Origin of the sequence: Rubrivivax rivuli (assembly GCF_004016505.1) — a bacterium.
GTDB lineage: Bacteria > Pseudomonadota > Gammaproteobacteria > Burkholderiales > Burkholderiaceae_C > Rubrivivax > Rubrivivax rivuli.
This window is the reverse complement of record NZ_SACR01000003.1, coordinates 494,187-509,225: the sequence shown is the minus strand read 5'-3', so window position 1 is coordinate 509,225 and position 15,039 is coordinate 494,187. Positions and strand designations below refer to the sequence as shown.

Sequence of the window (15,039 nt, the reverse complement as noted above, 5' to 3'; positions counted from 1 at the left end):
TTCATAGACTATCCGGTCATGAGTGACACCAGCCCCCCGCCCGCCCAACAGCCCCAGGCCCCGCAGGCGCAGCGCCGGCCTCCGACCGTGGCGCTGGCCGAAGACCGCACCAGCGCGCTGCGCGAGAAGGCCGCGCAGACCGCTGCGCTGAACCTGCTGGACCGCGAGCGTTCGCTGCTGCAGTTCAACCGGCGCGTGCTGGCGCAGGCGCGCCGCGACGACGTGCCGCTGCTGGAGCGGCTGCGCTACGTCACCATCGTCAGCAGCAACCTCGACGAGTTCTTCGAGGTCCGCGTGGCCGACTACATCGAGGCCGTGCGCCAGCCCGGCAGCGGCATCACCCAGGCCGACCTGGCCGCGGTGGCGCAGGCCGCGCACGAACTCATCGACGAGCAGTACACGTTGTTCAACAACGAGGTGATGCCGGCGCTGGAAGCGCAGGGCATCGTGGTGCTGAACCACGCCCAGCGCAGCACCGCGCAGCGCGCCTGGGTGGAAACCTTCTTCGAGCAGCAGGTGCGCCCGCTGCTGGTGCCGCTGAGCCTGGACCCGAGCCACCCCTTCCCGCTGGTGGCCAACAAGAGCCTGAACTTCATCGCCAAGGTGGGCGGGCGCGATGCTTTCGGGCGTGAGAACCAGATCGCCATCGTGAAGGTGCCGCGCGTGCTGCCGCGCGTGATCCGCCTGCCCGCAGCGCTGACGCCGGGCTACCAGGGCTTCGTGCTGCTGACCAGCGTGATCCGCGCGCACCTGGGGGCGCTGTTCCCGGGGCGGCAGGTGCAGTCGTTCTCGCAGTTCCGCGTGACGCGCGATTCCGATCTCGAGGTCGATGAAGACGACGTCACCAACCTGCGCCAGGCGCTGCGCAGCGGCCTCACGCTGCGGCACTTCGGCCAGGCCATCCGCCTGGAGGTGGTGAACACCTGCCCCGACGAACTGACGGCATTCTTGCTGGAGCAGTTCAGCCTGCCCGAGGTGGCGCTTTACAAGGTCAACGGCCCGGTGAACCTGGTGCGCCTGAACCAGCTGATCGACCAGGCCGAGGCCCCGGCGCTGCGTTTCCCTCCGTTCGAGCCGCGCTGGCCGGCCGGCCGCCTGCCGCACGGCCGGCCCATCTTCGAGCAACTGCGCCAGCGCGACGTTTTGCTGCACCATCCCTTCGAGAGCTTCGAGCCCGTGGTGCAGTTCCTGCGCGAGGCCGTGCACGACCCCGACGTGCTGGCCATCAAGCAGACCATCTACCGCACCGGCACGCAGAGCGTGCTGATGGACCTGCTGATCGAAGCCGCGCGCCGCGGCAAGGAAGTGCTGGCCGTGGTGGAGCTGAAAGCGCGCTTCGACGAAGAGGCCAACATCAACTGGGCCGAGCGCCTGGAGGCCGTGGGTGCGCAGGTGGTCTACGGCATCGTGGGCCTGAAGACGCACGCCAAGATGCTGCTGGTGACGCGGCGCGAGACCACCGCCCCGGCGCGTGGCAGCAAGCCGGCACAGACTCGCCTGCGCCGCTACGCCCACCTGAGCACCGGCAACTACAACCCGCGCACCGCGCGCATGTACACCGACCTGGGCTACCTCACCGCCGACCCTGGCCTCACGGCCGATGCCGATGCGGTGTTCCTGCAACTGGCCAGCCAGACGCAGGTGAAGCCGCCCAAGCACCTGGTGACCGCGCCCTTCGGCCTGCACAAGCGCATGGTCAAGCACCTCGCGCAGGTGGCCGAAGCCGCGCGCGCCGGCAAGCCTGCGCGCGTGGTGGTGAAGATCAACGCGCTCACCGATCCGCAGCTGATGCACGCCTTGATCGAGGCCAGCATGGCCGGCGCCAGCATCGACCTCATCGTGCGCGGCGCCTGCATGCTGCCGCCGGGGGTGCCCGGGCGCACCGAGAACATCCGCGTGCGTTCGGTCATCGGCCGCTTCCTCGAACACACGCGCGTGCTGTACTTCCGCTGGGGCGAGGGTGAAGACGACGAGGTGCTCTACCTCAGCAGCGCCGACTGGATGAGCCGCAACATGTTCCGCCGCATCGAGCTCGCCTGGCCGGTGCGTGATGCCGCGCTGCGCCAGCGCATCATCGACGAGGCCCTGGTGCCCTACCTGCACGACAAACGCGATGCCTGGGTGCTGGACAGTAGCGGGCGCTACAAGCGTGTGTCTGAAACTGGCGCCAGCGCCCAGCGCGCGCTGATGCAGCGCCTGGGTTGAAGCCCCACAAGTTCGGCATGGACCTCATCCTCTGGCGCCATGCCGAAGCCCTGGAGATGCGCGAGGTGCAGGACGACCTCGACCGTGCGCTCACCAGCAAGGGCGAGCGCCAGGCCCAGCGCGTGGCCGGCTGGTTGAACCGCCAGCTGCCCGCCAGCACGCGCGTGATGGTGAGCCCGGCACGCCGCGCGCAGCAGACGGCCGCGGCGCTGGACCGCAAGATCAAGACAGTGCCCGCACTGGCACCTGACGGCACCGTGGAAGGCCTGCTGCACGCCACCCGCTGGCCCGACGCGCGCGAGCCCGTGCTCGTGGTGGGCCACCAGCCCGTGCTGGGGCTGGCGGCGGCTTACCTGCTTTCGGGGCAGGCGCAGACCTGGGCCGTGCGCAAGGCCGCCGTGTGGTGGCTGCGCGCGCGTGAGCGTGACGGCGTGCTGCAGGTCGTGCTGCACGCCGTGGTGTCGCCAGAGCTGGTCTGAGGCGCTCTCAGGGCCGCGTGGCCCGCCCCAGGCCCCAGCCGCCCAGCGCCAGCAGCGCCGCGCCCAGCAAGGCCAGCAGCGGCAGGTGCACCGGCACGGGGGCCGCGTGCAGCACCGGCTCGAAACGCGGCTGCTGCGCCAGGTCTGGCGGGCCGAAGGGTCGTTCGGTGAAGAGGTAGGGGTAGAGCTGCTCGCGCAGCCGCTGGTGGAAACGCGCCACGGCATCTTGGTAGGCCAGCTGCGCCGGCAGGTCGGTGCCCGCCACGCGGTGCAGCACGGTCTGCAGCGCCACCGAGGGCAGCAGCCAGCCGGCACGTTCGGTCCACCGCTGGCGCGCCAGCAGGCCCTGGCGGTAGGCCGCCACCTGCGGGGCCACGCTCTCGTCGCCCAGCTGCTGGAAGGCGTAGTACCACTTCCAGTGGAAGCCCTTGGGCAGCGGCGCGGTGTCGCGCCACGCGGGATGGCTCACGAAGAAGCGTTGCAGCGTCGCTTCGCGCGGCTCGTCCCAGGCGCCATGCACGGCCTGGCGTTGCGCCAGCATCAGCTCGGCGCCCTGCGTCACCGGCAGCGCGCGTGTGATGGCGGCCTGCACCAGGCTGGGCAGCACCAGCGTCAGCAGCGCCCAGGCGCTCACCAGCAGCACGGCGTTGGTGGCCGAGCGCCAGCGGCCGGCGGCCACCGCCAGCGCCAGGCCCGCCCACACCGCGACGTAGGCCGCCGTGGCGCCGAGCACCGCCGCCAGCGCGCCAGCCGGCAGCCCTTGCCACAGCGCACCGGCCAGCACGGGCAGCCCCAGCGCCAGGAAAGCCAGCCCGGCGCGCAAGCCGGCGCGGCGCGCCCACAGGCCGCGGCCACCGCCGGGCAACGCCACCAGCGTGGCCAGGCGCCCGGCGGCGCGTTCGCCGCTCACCAGGTCGTACAGCAGCACGATCAGCAGCAAGGGCGCCAGGTAGACGAGCACGAAGGCGTAGTCCAGCCGGCCCAGCAGCGCGAGTTCGGGGTTGTGCGTCTCGCCTTCGTGCAGCTGCGCCTGCAGTGCCAGTGCGCGCACGCGCAGCACCTGCGGGCTGGTGTCGCGCAGGCCCTGCGCCAGGAAGCTGGCGGGCGCGGGCGGGTCCCAGGTGGCGTGGAAGCTGTAGTAGGCCGCGGCCCCAGCGTCGCCCTTTTGCGCGTGCGGGCGCGATTGCGTCGCCAGCTCTTCGGCGTTCATCGCCAGCACGCGGGCCAGCGTGGCCTGCTGGCGCGCCTGCTCGCGCAGGCCGCCCAGCACCGCCAGGGCCGACAAGAGCAGCAGCACCAGCAGCGCCGCCACCGCCGTGCGCGAGCGCAGCAGCAGCCGCGCCTCGAAGTGCCAGGCCGTCATGGCTGCCCCTGGCCGAGCCGGCGCGCGGCCCACAGCAGCAGGCCGCCCAGGCCCAGCAGCCAGACCAGCAGCGCGGCGGCGGCCGGCCATGCGCGCAGCAGCTTCGAGCCCGTGGCCTCGGGCCGGTGCTCGAAACCGGCGATGCCCTGCCAGTGCACGCGGCTGATGCGGTCGTCGCGGCTGGAGCGGTCGGTGGCCAGCGTCATCTGCTCGGCCTGCAGGCGGTTGAGGGCCTGCACCATCTGGTAGCGGTGGGCCTCGGCGCCTTCCATGAAGCGCCGGTAGGCCTGCAGGTCGGTGCCGGCCAGCACCATCGAGAGGCGCCGCAGCGCCAGCACCGGGCTCAGCACCGCGAAGCGGTCCACCCAGGCCTGCTGCGCTTCCTGGCGCGCAAAGCTTTCGTTGCCATGGCGCACGAAGAGCTCGCTGGTCTGGCGCTCGCTCTCCATCGCCACCAGGCCCTTGTAGTTCAGCGGCAGGTCTTCGATGCGGCTCACGCCGTACTGCGCCAGCGTGCGCTGGCGGAAGGCCGCGTGGCGCACGTCACCGGCGTTGTGCGCGTCGGCCAGGGCCGCCAGTTCGCGGCTGATGGTGATGTCGGTTTCCACGCGCGTGGGCAAGGGCGCCTGCGTGCTGGCGAGTTCCGACGCCGCGCGCGGCACCGCCACCACGACCGCCACCCACAGCGCCAGCAGCACCAGCAGCGCATCGCGCCCGCGCCGGCACAGCGCCGACACGGCCACCACCACCAGCACCCAAAGCGCCAGCGCCACCGCATAACCCAGCGCCAGGCCCAGCGCCGGCAGCGCCGGTGCGCCGCCGAAGGCCACCATCGCCGCCAGCGCCAGGGTGGCGGGCAGCAGCATCAGCGCCGCCACGCTGCCCAGCGCCAGCGCCTTGCCGGCCACCAGCGTGCGCGCCGAGAGGCCTTGCGCCAGCAGCACGCGCAGCGTGCCGGCCTCGCGCTCGCGCGCCACCGCGGCATGGCCGATGAACACCAGCAGCAGCGGTGCCAGCACCTGCAGCACGAAGGCGGGTGTGAGCTGGCCGAAACGCAGCAGCAGCGACGACTGCCGCACCTCGCCGAAGTTGGCGCTGTTCTGGCGGTGACCTTCGAGGAAGAGCGTGTGGCCGGTGTAGGCGTCGGTGCCGGGGTCGAAGGCGGCCAGCGCCTCCAGCGGCCGGAAGGCGAAGTGGCCGTAGTGCACCATGCGGTGCGGGTGGCGGTCGGGCTGGGCCTCGAAGGCTTCGTCCATCTGGTGCTGGTGCCGTTCACGCTCGGCGGCAGCGCTGGCCCGCTGCTCCCACGCGGTGAAGGCGGCCACCGCGGCCAGCAGCAGCCACAACGCCAGCGCCAGCGGGGCCGCGCGGCCGCGGCGCAGCCAGCGCCGCTCTTCGCGGGCGATGTTGCGGGCGATGAGTAAGGCGGCGTTCATGCAGGAACTCCGGGCGCGGTCGCCTGCGTGGCTTGTGCCGCGTACCGGCGGTGCAGCGCCAGCACATCGAAGCGTGTTTCGCCGGCCGCCGCCACCTCGTCCTGCAGCCGGCCGCCGCTGATGAAGCCGATGCGGTCGGCCACCTCGGCCACGCCCAGCAGGTCGTGCGTGACCATCAGCACCGCCACGCCGCGCTGGCGCAGTTGCCGCAGCAGTCGGTTGAACTCGGCGCAGGCCTGCGGGTCCAGGCCCGAGGTGGGCTCGTCCAGCAGCAGCGCGGGCACCTGGCGCGCCAGCGCCAGCGCGATGGCCACCTTCTGCCGCATGCCCTTGGAGAAGCCGCCCACGCGGCGGCCGTGCGCCGCCGGGTCCAGGCCGGCCGCGCCGAGCGCCTGCGCCAGCGCTTCGGCCGGGGCCGCCTGCCCGGCCAGCTGCAGCAGGTAGGCCAGGTTCTCCTCGGCACTGAGATGCTCGTACAAGGCCACGTTCTCGGGGATGTAGGCCAGGCAGCGCCGGGCCGCGGTGGCGTCGGCCGCGGGGTCGGCGCCCTGCACACGCACGCGGCCGGCGCTGGGCTGCAGGAAACCCAGGAAGAGGCTCAGCGTCGTCGTCTTGCCGGCGCCGTTGGCGCCGAGCAGGGCGTAGATCTCGCCGGCCTGCACCCGCAGGTTCAGGCCCTGCAGCACGGGCTGGGCGCCATAGCCGGCCACCACGTTCTCGGCCAGCAGCACCACGCTGCCATCGTTCTGGGCTTCGGGCTTCATCGCTGCGGCCCGCTCAGAACCGCGCCTGCACGCCCAAGGTGGCGCTGCGCGCCGTGCCCGGCGTCACCCACACGCGGCTGAAGCTGCTGGTGTAGTAGGTCTCGTCGAAAAGGTTGTCGACATCCAGCGTCAGGCGCAGCGTGCTGCTCAGCCGCCAGTGCGCCACCAGCTTGGCGGTGGTGTAGGCCGGCAGCAGGAAGCTGGGGTCGCCGGCCTGGCCGACGCGGCTGCCCACGTGCGTGAGGCCGCCGCCCACGCCGTAGCGCTGGCCGCTGATCTCGCCCTCGTACACCGCCAGCACGCTGCCGTTGACGCGGGGCGTGTTCAGCAGCCGCGTGCCCACCAGGGCGGCCGTGTTGTCGCGCGAGATCTTCACCTCGTTGTAGACGAGGTTGGCATTCAGGCGCCACTGCGGCGTGAGCTGGCCGCTGAGATCGAACTCCGCGCCGCGGCTGGTGATCTCGCCCGTGGCCACCGAGAAGCTGGTGTTCACGGGGTCGGTGCTCAGCACGTTGCGCTTGCGGATGTCGAAGACCGCAGCGGTCACGCCCAGGCGCTGGCCCGGCCTTTCCCACTTGGCGCCGAGTTCCAGCGCGCGGCCGGTTTCGGGCTCGAAGCTCGCGCCATTGCGGTCGGTGCCCACGTTGGCGCGGAAGGAGCGTCCGGCGTTGGCGTACACCGTCCAGGCCGGCGCCGGCAGCCAGCTCAGGCCCAGGCGCGGCGAGGTGGCGCTGGGCTGCTGCAACTGCATGGTGCCGTTGCGGCGGTTCAGCAGGCTCTGGCGGTAGCGGTCCATGCGCACACCGGCCACCAGGCGCCATTGCGGCGCCAGGGTCACGGCGTCTTGCAGGTACAGGGCCGTGTTGCGCTGTTCTTCCAGCGTGCTGAGGTTGAGCGGCGGCACCGGCTGCGCCTGGCCATAGACCGGCGCGAAGATGTTGATGGCGTAGGGGCTGGTGGCCGTGGGGTTGGCGCGCAGCATCACGTTGTCCATCTCGAAGCGGTAGGTCTCCACGCCCACCAGCAGTTCGTGCACCGTGCCGCCCAGGCGGTGTTTGGCCTGCAGTTCGGCCTGCAGCGCGGTGTCGTCGGAGTTGTAGTCGCGGAAGCGGCGCTGGCGCGTCAGCAGGCCGCTGGCCTGCAGCGCCGTGGGCTCGGTGGAGAAGCCCAGCAGGTCGGTCTCGCGGTAAGACAGCGCCACGCGGCCGCGCCAGGCCTCGCTGAAGCTGTGGGCCAGCACGAGCTGGTGCGTCTGGTTGCGCACGGTCACATCGCCATCGGCCGGCTCACCGAGGAAGCGGCTGCGCGGGATGGCGCCCAGCTGGCCGTTCACGGCCACCACGCCGCGGTCCAGCGGCGTGCGGTGGCGCAGGGCTTCGCCGCGGTAGTCGAGCGTGGTGTCGGCGCCGATGCGCCAGGTCAGCGCCGGGGCCACCACCTCGCGCGAGGCGGTGACGACATCGCGGAACGAGTCGCGCTTTTCCACCGCCACGTTCAGCCGGTAGGCCACGTTCTCGCCCAGCGGGCCGCTGCTGTCCAGCGCGCCGCGGCGCATGTTGAAGCTGCCCAGGTAGAGCTCGGCGGCATGGCCGGCCTGCCACAGCGGCTTCTTCGAGACGACGTTGAGCGTGCCGCCCGGCTCGCTGCTGCCGTACAGCGCGGCGGCCGTGCCCTTCAGGAATTCGATGCGCTCGATGCCGGCCAGGTCGCGCGGGGCGTTGAAGCCGCGGCCGCTGGGCAGGCCGTTGAAGAGCGTGGCCATGCCGACGTTCTGGTCGCCGGGCAGGCCGCGGATGGCGATGTTGTCCCACAGCCCGCCAAAGTTGTTCTGGCGCGAGACGCCGCCCACGTAATCGAGCACGTCGTCGAGCTTGGTGGCGCCCAGGTCGTCGATGGCCTGGCGCGTGACCACGCGCACCGACTGCGGCAGTTCGCGCAGCGGCAGCTCGCTCTTGGCGCCCGCGGCTTCAGCGGCGTGGTACGCGCCCGACTGGCGGCGCCCCACCACCTCGATGGTGGTCGTGGCCGGGCTGCCCGCCACAGCGGCGGTGCCTGCGGGGGTGGCTGAGGCCGCAGGGGTCTGGGCCTTGGCGGTGCCTGTCAGGGCGAGAAAGGCAAAGGCCAGGGCGGCTGGCAAAGGGGCCAGCGCGGGGGTGGTGTTCATGAGGTGCAAACCCAGGTGGGCCCCGCCGGCAAGTGAGGCGGCGGGGACAGGACGACAAGACCGAACGCGGCCTCAGCGGGCCGGGTTCGAGGTGAAGTTCAAGCCCGGCCGCAAGGGCCGGGTGTCGTCACTGCACCGGGGGTGGTGCGCGCGCGGCGTAGCGCCATCGCGGTGTTGATGCGTGGCCGGCCTCGGCCGCCTGCATGACGGGTGCAGCGGCTGCCGGCGCGGCCGGCAGGGCCAGGCCCGCTGGCCCCAGCAGGGCCGCCGCGAGTTGGGCGTGGCTGGAGCACCAGGTGCAGCTGCCGTGGGCGCCGTGCGGTGCTTCGCCGTCGGTGGCATGCCCGTGGGCATGCGCGTCTGCATGCTCGTGTGTGTGCGCATGGGCGACCGTCGCGTCTTCGCGCTCAGTGCCGTGCGTGTGTGCGTGCCCTGGCAGGCCGTGCAGGTGCTCGGCGGCGTGCAAGGGCACGCCCAGCACCGTGTTGAAGAACACGGCGAGCAGCAGGACGCGGATCCACAGGGCACGCATGGGGGCGCGATGATACGGGCCGCCGTGGCGGCGCTAGCCTGGCTTTAGCCGGGCAGCACCAGCCTGAGGGGGCCACTGCGGGTCCAGGCCAGGGCTTCGCCGCGGAGCTGGAAGAGTGAGCCCGGAAGAGGCTCTCGGACCCTCTGCCAAGCGATGCTCGCGCTGCCCGTTGAGGGCCGGTCTTGCCTGGGCCCGAAGGTCCGCGGCGAACTGGGGGCGGTTCAAGGGCTACATGCGACCTTCATCTCGGTGCCTGCTGCCTAGCATGGGTCTCCATGGCTTCTCCGCAGAGCAACACCTCGGTGCGCATCGCATGGCTGCATGGCTTGATGGTCATCGCTTCGGTGTTGACCGGGTGCGGCGGCGGCGGAGGGCCCGACGAGGTGTCGAGCATCGATACAGCCGCTGGCGCTGCCAGCGCGCCTGCCGTTCGTGTCTTGAGGGCCGCGGCCCCGGGTTGCGATCAGTTGTCGGTCCACGACAGCGGCACGGTGGTCTACGTGGTTGCTGCCCGCAATTGTCCGGCGTCAGCCGTCGGCTTGAAACTCGGGCTTGCCGCGCCTTCCGAAGCATTGGCTCAAGCGGTCGATGTCGATCTGCGATACGGCGAAGAAAAGGCCGAAGTGCTGATTCCGGGGCTGGGTTTGCGGCAGGTCGGCTTGTTCCGCGCGGGCCAGTGGCGGGAACTACCCAACTCGCAAACGTGGCAACCGCGTGACGGCGCCGGGCTTCTTGCGCTGAACGGCTCGCTGTACCTGCTTGGCGGTTGGCTTTGGGGACCGGTCACCAACGAATTCTGGCGAACCCGTGATCTGGTCCATTGGGAGTTTCTCGGCCATGCCCCCTGGCCGGCTCGGCACGGGTCGGCCTGGCTGGTGCATGGCGGCCGCCTCTGGGTCATCGGGGGAGACCTGTATGCGGACGTCTGGTCATCGAGCGATGGCGTCACCTGGGATCTGGAACAGCCCTCGGCGCCATTCGGCCGCCGCTACACGCCCAACGCAGCATCGCTGAACGGAAGGATCGTCGTCTACGCTGGTCAGTCATGGAACGGGGGTCAGTGGTGCCAGATCGGCGCCCCGTGCGAAGCCGAGGCGCCGCGCGACGTCTGGTCAAGCGCTGACGGCAGGGTCTGGCGGCTCGAGACGGCACAGGCCCCGTGGGCGGGACGTGGGCTGATCCATGGCTCCTTGGTCTGGGACGGACAGATCTTCCTCTTGGGCGGCGGCTTGAAGGCCGTGCCCGCTGGCAGCCTCTACAGCGAGACCGTTTTCGAGGCGACCGACGTGTGGTCATCGCGTGACGGTGTCACCTGGCAGCTCCGCTCAGATCAACTGGGGTTCGCAGGGCGGACGCACGCCTCCGTCGTCGCCAGCAGTCAAGGCTGCTATGTTTCCGATGGGTCCGTGGGCACCCAGGTCAACGTCGTGAACGATGTCTACTTCGCTCCAGACTGAGTCAACTTCAAGGCCCTGCAGGAGCCCCCACCGCTGCAACCCCGTCATGCCAGCTCGGCGCAGTCCTTCAATGGCTCGCTGGTGATCCTGGGAGGGCCGCCCGTTGGCAATGCGGGAACGGCAGTCTGGCAGTACTTCGAATGAAGCTTCGCTGGCGATGCAGGGCCCGCCTCTCTAGGCCGCGTCGATGAAGGTGGGCAGCACCAGCCGCAGAGGTCCGGTGCGCGCCCAGGTGTTGGCTTCCTCCAGCAGCAGGAACTGCGTGCGCGGGTGTGAGTCCGCCCACTTGCGCGTGAAGTGGAGATGAGCATCGCGGCCTGAGGGGCGCAGCGCCAAGGCCTGCGGGTCGATGGGGCCACGGGCGTGCGTCTTGATCACGGCCAGCCGCAGGCACAGCACCTGCCAGGCGAAGGTCTCGCTGCTCAGCTGCGGCTCGATCTTGCGCAGGCCGCCGCGCTGCGCCAACACGAGGTCGGCGATGCGACGCTGCTGGCTCTGCGAGAAGCCCGGCGCGTCGACGTTCGACAGCAGGTAGGCGCTGTGACGGTGGTGGTCGTGGTGCGAAACCATCAGCCCGATCTCGTGCAGCGCGCAGGCCCAGCCGAGCTCGCGCCGGGTCTCGACCTCGACGTCGGGCATCACCTCGTCGAAGAGCTTGAGCGCCAGCGCGGCCACGCGGGCGGTCTGCGCGGTGTCGACGCGGAAGCGCTGCTGCAACTCCAGCACCGAGGCCTCGCGCGGGTCGCGCAGCGCGGCACCGCCGGCCGGCCCGCGGGCCGCCAGCAGGCGTTCGTGCAGGTCGAAGACCACGCCCTGTCGCAGCGCGCCCTTGGCCGGCGACAGCGTCTCGATCTGGAACTGCGCCGCCAGCGTGTACAGGATGGCCAGGCCGCCCGGCAGCACCGCGCGCCGCTCGGGCTTCAGGCCCGGCACTTCGATCTTGTCGATGTGGCCGGCCTCGATGCAGCGTTCGATGCACCAGCGCAGCCCGGCCGGCGTGATGCGCCCGTCGCTCTGCCCCGAGGCCTGCAGCAGCTGCGACACCGCGCCCGCCGTGCCCGAGGAGCCCAGCGCCTGCACCCACTTGTCACGCGCGAAGGGCTGCAGGGCCTCTTCCAGCTCGGCGCCCGCCGCCACCTGCGCGGCGCGGAAGGCCGCCGGCGTGAGCAGGCCGTCTTGGAAATAGCGCAAGGAGAGGCTCACGCAGCCCACGCCAAAACTCTCGGCCACCAGCGGCTGGCTGCCCTGGCCGAGGATGAGCTCGGTGCTGCGCCCGCCGATGTCGATGACGAGCCGCCGTTCGTCGCTGGGCTGCAGCCGCGCCACGCCGGCGTAGATCAGGCGCGCTTCCTCGCGGCCCGAGATGACCTCGATGGGGAAGCCCAGGGCCTCTTGCGCACGCAGCAGGAAGGCGTTGCGGTTGCGCGCCTCGCGCAGCGTCTGCGTCGCCACGGCGCGCACCTGGCCGGGCGCAAAGCCTGCCAGCCGCGCCGAGAAGCGCCGCAGGCAAGCCAGGCCGCGCTGCTGGGCCTCTTCGGTGAGCATGCCGCTGCCGTCGAGGCCGGCGCCCAGGCGGACGGTTTCCTTGAGGTAGTCGATGCGCTTGTAGCGACCGTGGGGCAGCTGGCCGATCTCGAGGCGGAAGCTGTTCGAGCCGATGTCCACGGCGGCCAGCGGGCCGGCCGGGTTCACTTGGGATTCCATGCCGTCGATCGTACCCGGGGCCCTCACGGACAATGGGGTGCAGCGCACCGGTGTGCGCACCCCACCGAGGAGACATCGCATGCTCAAGGGAGACTTCCACACCCTCGTGCCTGCACAGACCGCCCTCGACGGCCTGGGCCGCCACCAGTTCGTGGGCCGAGGCGTCGGCACCGGGTTCGCGGCGGCCGTGCTGCCGGTGACGGCGCAGACCGTCGTGACGACCGACAGCCAGGGCCTGGTGGCCGGCCAGGTCACCATCGACGTGAACGGCTTCAAGATGCCGGCTTACCGCGCTGCGCCGGCCGACCGTGAAGGCCGGCGTGGCCTGGTACGGCCGCCTGGTGGGGCAGACCAGCGCATTGCAGCCCGTGCACCCGGTGGACGTGGCCGCGCGCCTGCACGGCCCGGTGCTGGGCCTCTATGGCGAAAAGGACACCGGCATCCCGCTGGACACCGTGGAGCAGATGAAGAAGGCCTTGGCCGCCGGCGGCGCGGCCGCGAAGAAGAGCGGGTTCGTGGTCTACCCCGAGGCGCCGCACGCCTTCCATGCCGACTACCGCCCCAGCTACCGCAAGGAAGCGGCCGACGACGGCTGGCGGCGCGCACTGGCCTGGTTCGAGGCGCAAGGCGTGGCCTGAAGCCGCCGAGCCGCCGGCTGAACATGAAGGCCGGGGCCGGCGCTTGACACGCTGGCTAAGATGTTGGCAACAGGGTCGGCCATACGCCGGCCCGTTTTCTTGATGACGCTTCTCTACATCGTTCTGGCCACCACCTTCGGCAGCTTGCTTTCCGTGGTGGTGGCGGCTTCGCTCACCGTGGCCGTGCTCGGCCGCCTGGTCAAGAGCCTGGTCAGCCTGTCGGCCGGCGTGCTGCTGGGCACGGCGCTGCTGCACGTGCTGCCCGAGGCCTTCGAGGGCCGCGACCCGCAGGTGCTCTTCGCCACGCTGCTGGGCGGCCTGCTGTTCTTCTGGCTGCTGGAAAAGGCCGAGCTCTACCGCCACGACCACCACCACGACGGCGACGGCCACGACCACCACCACCACACCGATGCCGAACGCGCCGGTCGCGGCGGCCTGAGCGTGCTGGTGGGCGATTCGGTGCACAACTTCTGCGACGGCGTGATCATCGCCGTGGCCTTCATCGCCGACCCCGCCCTGGGCGTGGTGACGGCGCTGGCCATCCTGGCGCACGAGATCCCGCAGGAGGCCGGCGACTACATCGTGCTGCTCAACGCCGGCTTCTCGCGCCGCAAGGCGCTGCTGTTCAACGCGCTCTCAGGCCTGGCGGCCGTGCTGGGCGGGGTGCTGGGCTACTTCCTCGTCGGCACCTGGGACGAGGTCCTGCCCTACATGCTGGTGGTGGCCTCCAGCAGTTTCATCTACGTGGCCGTTGCCGACCTGCTGCCGCAGCTGCAGAAGCGGCTGAACTGGGGCGAGACCTTCACGCAGATCGGCTGGCTGGGCGCCGGCCTGGGTCTGGTGCTGCTGGCCACAGCCGGCCTCCACAGCGGCCACGCCCACTGAAGCGCGCTACCTGACCACCAGCACCGGCAGCGTGCTGTGCGTCAGCACCTTCTGCGTCTCGCTGCCCAGCAGCAGGGCGCTCATGCCGCGCCGGCCGTGCGAGGCCATCACGATGAGGTCGCAGCCCTGGGCCTTGGCGTGTTCGAGGATGGCCTCCCAGGGGTGCAGCGCCTCGACCGTGTAGCCCTTGCTGCCGACGCCCGCTGCCGCGGCGGCATCGGCCACCGTCTTGACGCGGGCGCTGGCGATGCGTTCCTGCGTGTCGAAGAACTCCTGCGGCGGGATGGGCTGCATCTCGGAGATGGCGCTGTACGGGAAGGGCTCCTTCACCGCCAGCACGCAGAGTTCGGCGCCGGTGAGCTTGGCCAGGCCCAAAGCCGTCTGCAGGGCCTTGGCCGTGATGTCGGAACCGTCGGTGGGGAAGAGGATGCGCTGGTACATGGTGGTGCTCCTGTGCGCGGACATCAGCAAAGGCGCTGCCGCTGCAGGCAGTGTGCACCCGCGGAGCCGACAGGGCTTGATGCGCCTCAAGACCCGGCTGCAGTGCGCCCTTTCAGCCGCGGGCCACGGGCCGGGCCGGGTCGCTGCACCACTCGCTCCACGAACCCGGGTAGAGCATGGAGGTGCCGAGCCCCGCATGCGCCATGGCCAGCAGGTTGTGGCAGGCCGTGACGCCCGAGCCGCACTGGTGCACCACGGCGCTGCTGTCGGCGCCGCCCAGGGCCTCGAACTCGGCGCGCAGCAGTGCGGCCGGCTTGAAGCGGCCGTCGGGGCCGAGGTTGTCCTTGAAGAAACGCAGCGTGGCGCCAGGGATGTGGCCGGCCACGGGGTCCAGCGGCTCCACGTCGCCGCGGTAGCGCTCGGCGGCGCGCGCGTCGAAGAGGCGCAGGCCGCCTGCGGCCACCTCGGGCAGCCGCGCCAGCAGCGCATCGGCGTCCAGCGCGGGCATGGCCGGTGCGAGCGCAGGGTAGGGTGCCGCGGCCCGCTGCGCGGCGTGCGCCTTGCTGAGGGCCCCGCCGGCAGCCGCCCAGGCGGCCGGGCCGCCATCCAGCACCGCCACCTCGGCGTGGCCCAGCCAGCGCAGCAGCCACCAGGCGCGTGCGGCATAGGGGCCGCCCTGGGCGTCGTAGGCCACCACCTGCACGCCCGGCGCCACGCCCCAGGCGCCGGCGCGCGCGGCCAGCGCCTCGCGCGCCGGCAGCGGGTGGCGGCCGTTGTGGCCGGTCTTGGGGCCGGAGAGGTCGCGGTCGAGGTGAACGTACAGCGCGCCGGGCAGGTGGCCTGCAGCGTGGGCGCGTTCACCGGCCGCAGGGTCGGCCAGGTCGAAACCGCAGTCCAGCAGCACCAGCGGTGCTGGGCCGTTCGTCAAGGCCATCAGTTCAGTCGCGGAGATCAGCGTGGTGTGCGCCATG

The 15,039-nt window shown here is 71.5% G+C and carries 12 protein-coding genes and 1 pseudogene; 5 read left to right on the top strand and 8 right to left on the bottom strand.

Going from position 1 to position 15,039, the window contains the following annotated elements:
* The first annotated feature begins 18 nt into the window (after positions 1–18).
* The gene (gene ppk1 / locus EOE66_RS10770; protein WP_128228682.1) at positions 19–2,205 is read left to right on the top strand and encodes a polyphosphate kinase 1; all 2,187 of its coding nucleotides are present in this window, start codon (positions 19–21) and stop codon (positions 2,203–2,205) included.
* 17 nt (positions 2,206–2,222) lie between these two features.
* Positions 2,223–2,684, top strand: a complete 462-nt coding sequence (gene sixA, locus EOE66_RS10765) for a phosphohistidine phosphatase SixA (protein ID WP_128228994.1) — start codon at positions 2,223–2,225, stop codon at positions 2,682–2,684.
* Between the two features lie 7 nt (positions 2,685–2,691).
* On the opposite strand, the gene EOE66_RS10760 is transcribed toward sixA, so the two are convergent.
* From EOE66_RS10760 to EOE66_RS10740, 5 genes are all read right to left on the bottom strand, one after another.
* Positions 2,692–4,047, bottom strand: coding sequence for a DUF3526 domain-containing protein (locus tag EOE66_RS10760; RefSeq protein WP_128228681.1), 1,356 nt, complete (start codon positions 4,045–4,047; stop codon positions 2,692–2,694).
* Positions 4,044–5,483: an ABC transporter permease gene (locus EOE66_RS10755; protein WP_128228680.1), complete on the bottom strand. Its 1,440-nt coding sequence runs from the start codon at positions 5,481–5,483 to the stop codon at positions 4,044–4,046. Before EOE66_RS10755 ends, EOE66_RS10760 begins: the two co-directional genes overlap by 4 nt.
* Entirely contained in the window at positions 5,480–6,247 is a 768-nt protein-coding gene (locus EOE66_RS10750) for an ABC transporter ATP-binding protein (RefSeq protein ID WP_128228679.1), read from the bottom strand. Before EOE66_RS10750 ends, EOE66_RS10755 begins: the two co-directional genes overlap by 4 nt.
* A 13-nt stretch (positions 6,248–6,260) precedes the next feature.
* On the bottom strand, positions 6,261–8,411 hold the full coding sequence (locus EOE66_RS10745) for a TonB-dependent siderophore receptor (RefSeq protein ID WP_128228678.1): 2,151 nt from the start codon (positions 8,409–8,411) through the stop codon (positions 6,261–6,263).
* 127 nt (positions 8,412–8,538) lie between these two features.
* Positions 8,539–8,943 carry a DUF2946 family protein gene (locus tag EOE66_RS10740; RefSeq protein ID WP_128228677.1) on the bottom strand — a complete coding sequence of 135 codons (405 nt, stop codon included), beginning with the start codon at positions 8,941–8,943 and terminating at the stop codon, positions 8,539–8,541.
* 275 nt (positions 8,944–9,218) lie between these two features.
* On the opposite strand from EOE66_RS10740, the gene EOE66_RS10735 reads away from it, so the two are divergent.
* Positions 9,219–10,400, top strand: coding sequence for a Kelch repeat-containing protein (locus EOE66_RS10735; RefSeq protein WP_128228676.1), 1,182 nt, complete (start codon positions 9,219–9,221; stop codon positions 10,398–10,400).
* 174 nt (positions 10,401–10,574) lie between these two features.
* Here the strand turns inward: EOE66_RS10735 and EOE66_RS10730 are convergent, their stop codons facing one another.
* Positions 10,575–12,104, bottom strand: a complete 1,530-nt coding sequence (locus EOE66_RS10730) for a Ppx/GppA phosphatase family protein (protein ID WP_128228675.1) — start codon at positions 12,102–12,104, stop codon at positions 10,575–10,577.
* Between the two features lie 79 nt (positions 12,105–12,183).
* Here EOE66_RS10730 and EOE66_RS10725 point away from each other — a divergent pair.
* Both EOE66_RS10725 and EOE66_RS10720 read left to right on the top strand, forming a co-directional pair.
* Positions 12,184–12,742: pseudogene (locus EOE66_RS10725) on the top strand (dienelactone hydrolase family protein).
* Between the two features lie 102 nt (positions 12,743–12,844).
* The gene (locus EOE66_RS10720; protein ID WP_128228674.1) at positions 12,845–13,627 is read left to right on the top strand and encodes a ZIP family metal transporter; all 783 of its coding nucleotides are present in this window, start codon (positions 12,845–12,847) and stop codon (positions 13,625–13,627) included.
* A gap of 6 nt (positions 13,628–13,633) precedes the next feature.
* Here the strand turns inward: EOE66_RS10720 and EOE66_RS10715 are convergent, their stop codons facing one another.
* Positions 13,634–14,068 carry a universal stress protein gene (locus EOE66_RS10715; RefSeq protein ID WP_128228673.1) on the bottom strand — a complete coding sequence of 145 codons (435 nt, stop codon included), beginning with the start codon at positions 14,066–14,068 and terminating at the stop codon, positions 13,634–13,636.
* A gap of 112 nt (positions 14,069–14,180) precedes the next feature.
* Entirely contained in the window at positions 14,181–15,038 is an 858-nt protein-coding gene (locus tag EOE66_RS10710; RefSeq protein WP_128228672.1) for a sulfurtransferase, read from the bottom strand.
* Between the last annotated feature and the right edge of the window lies 1 nt (position 15,039).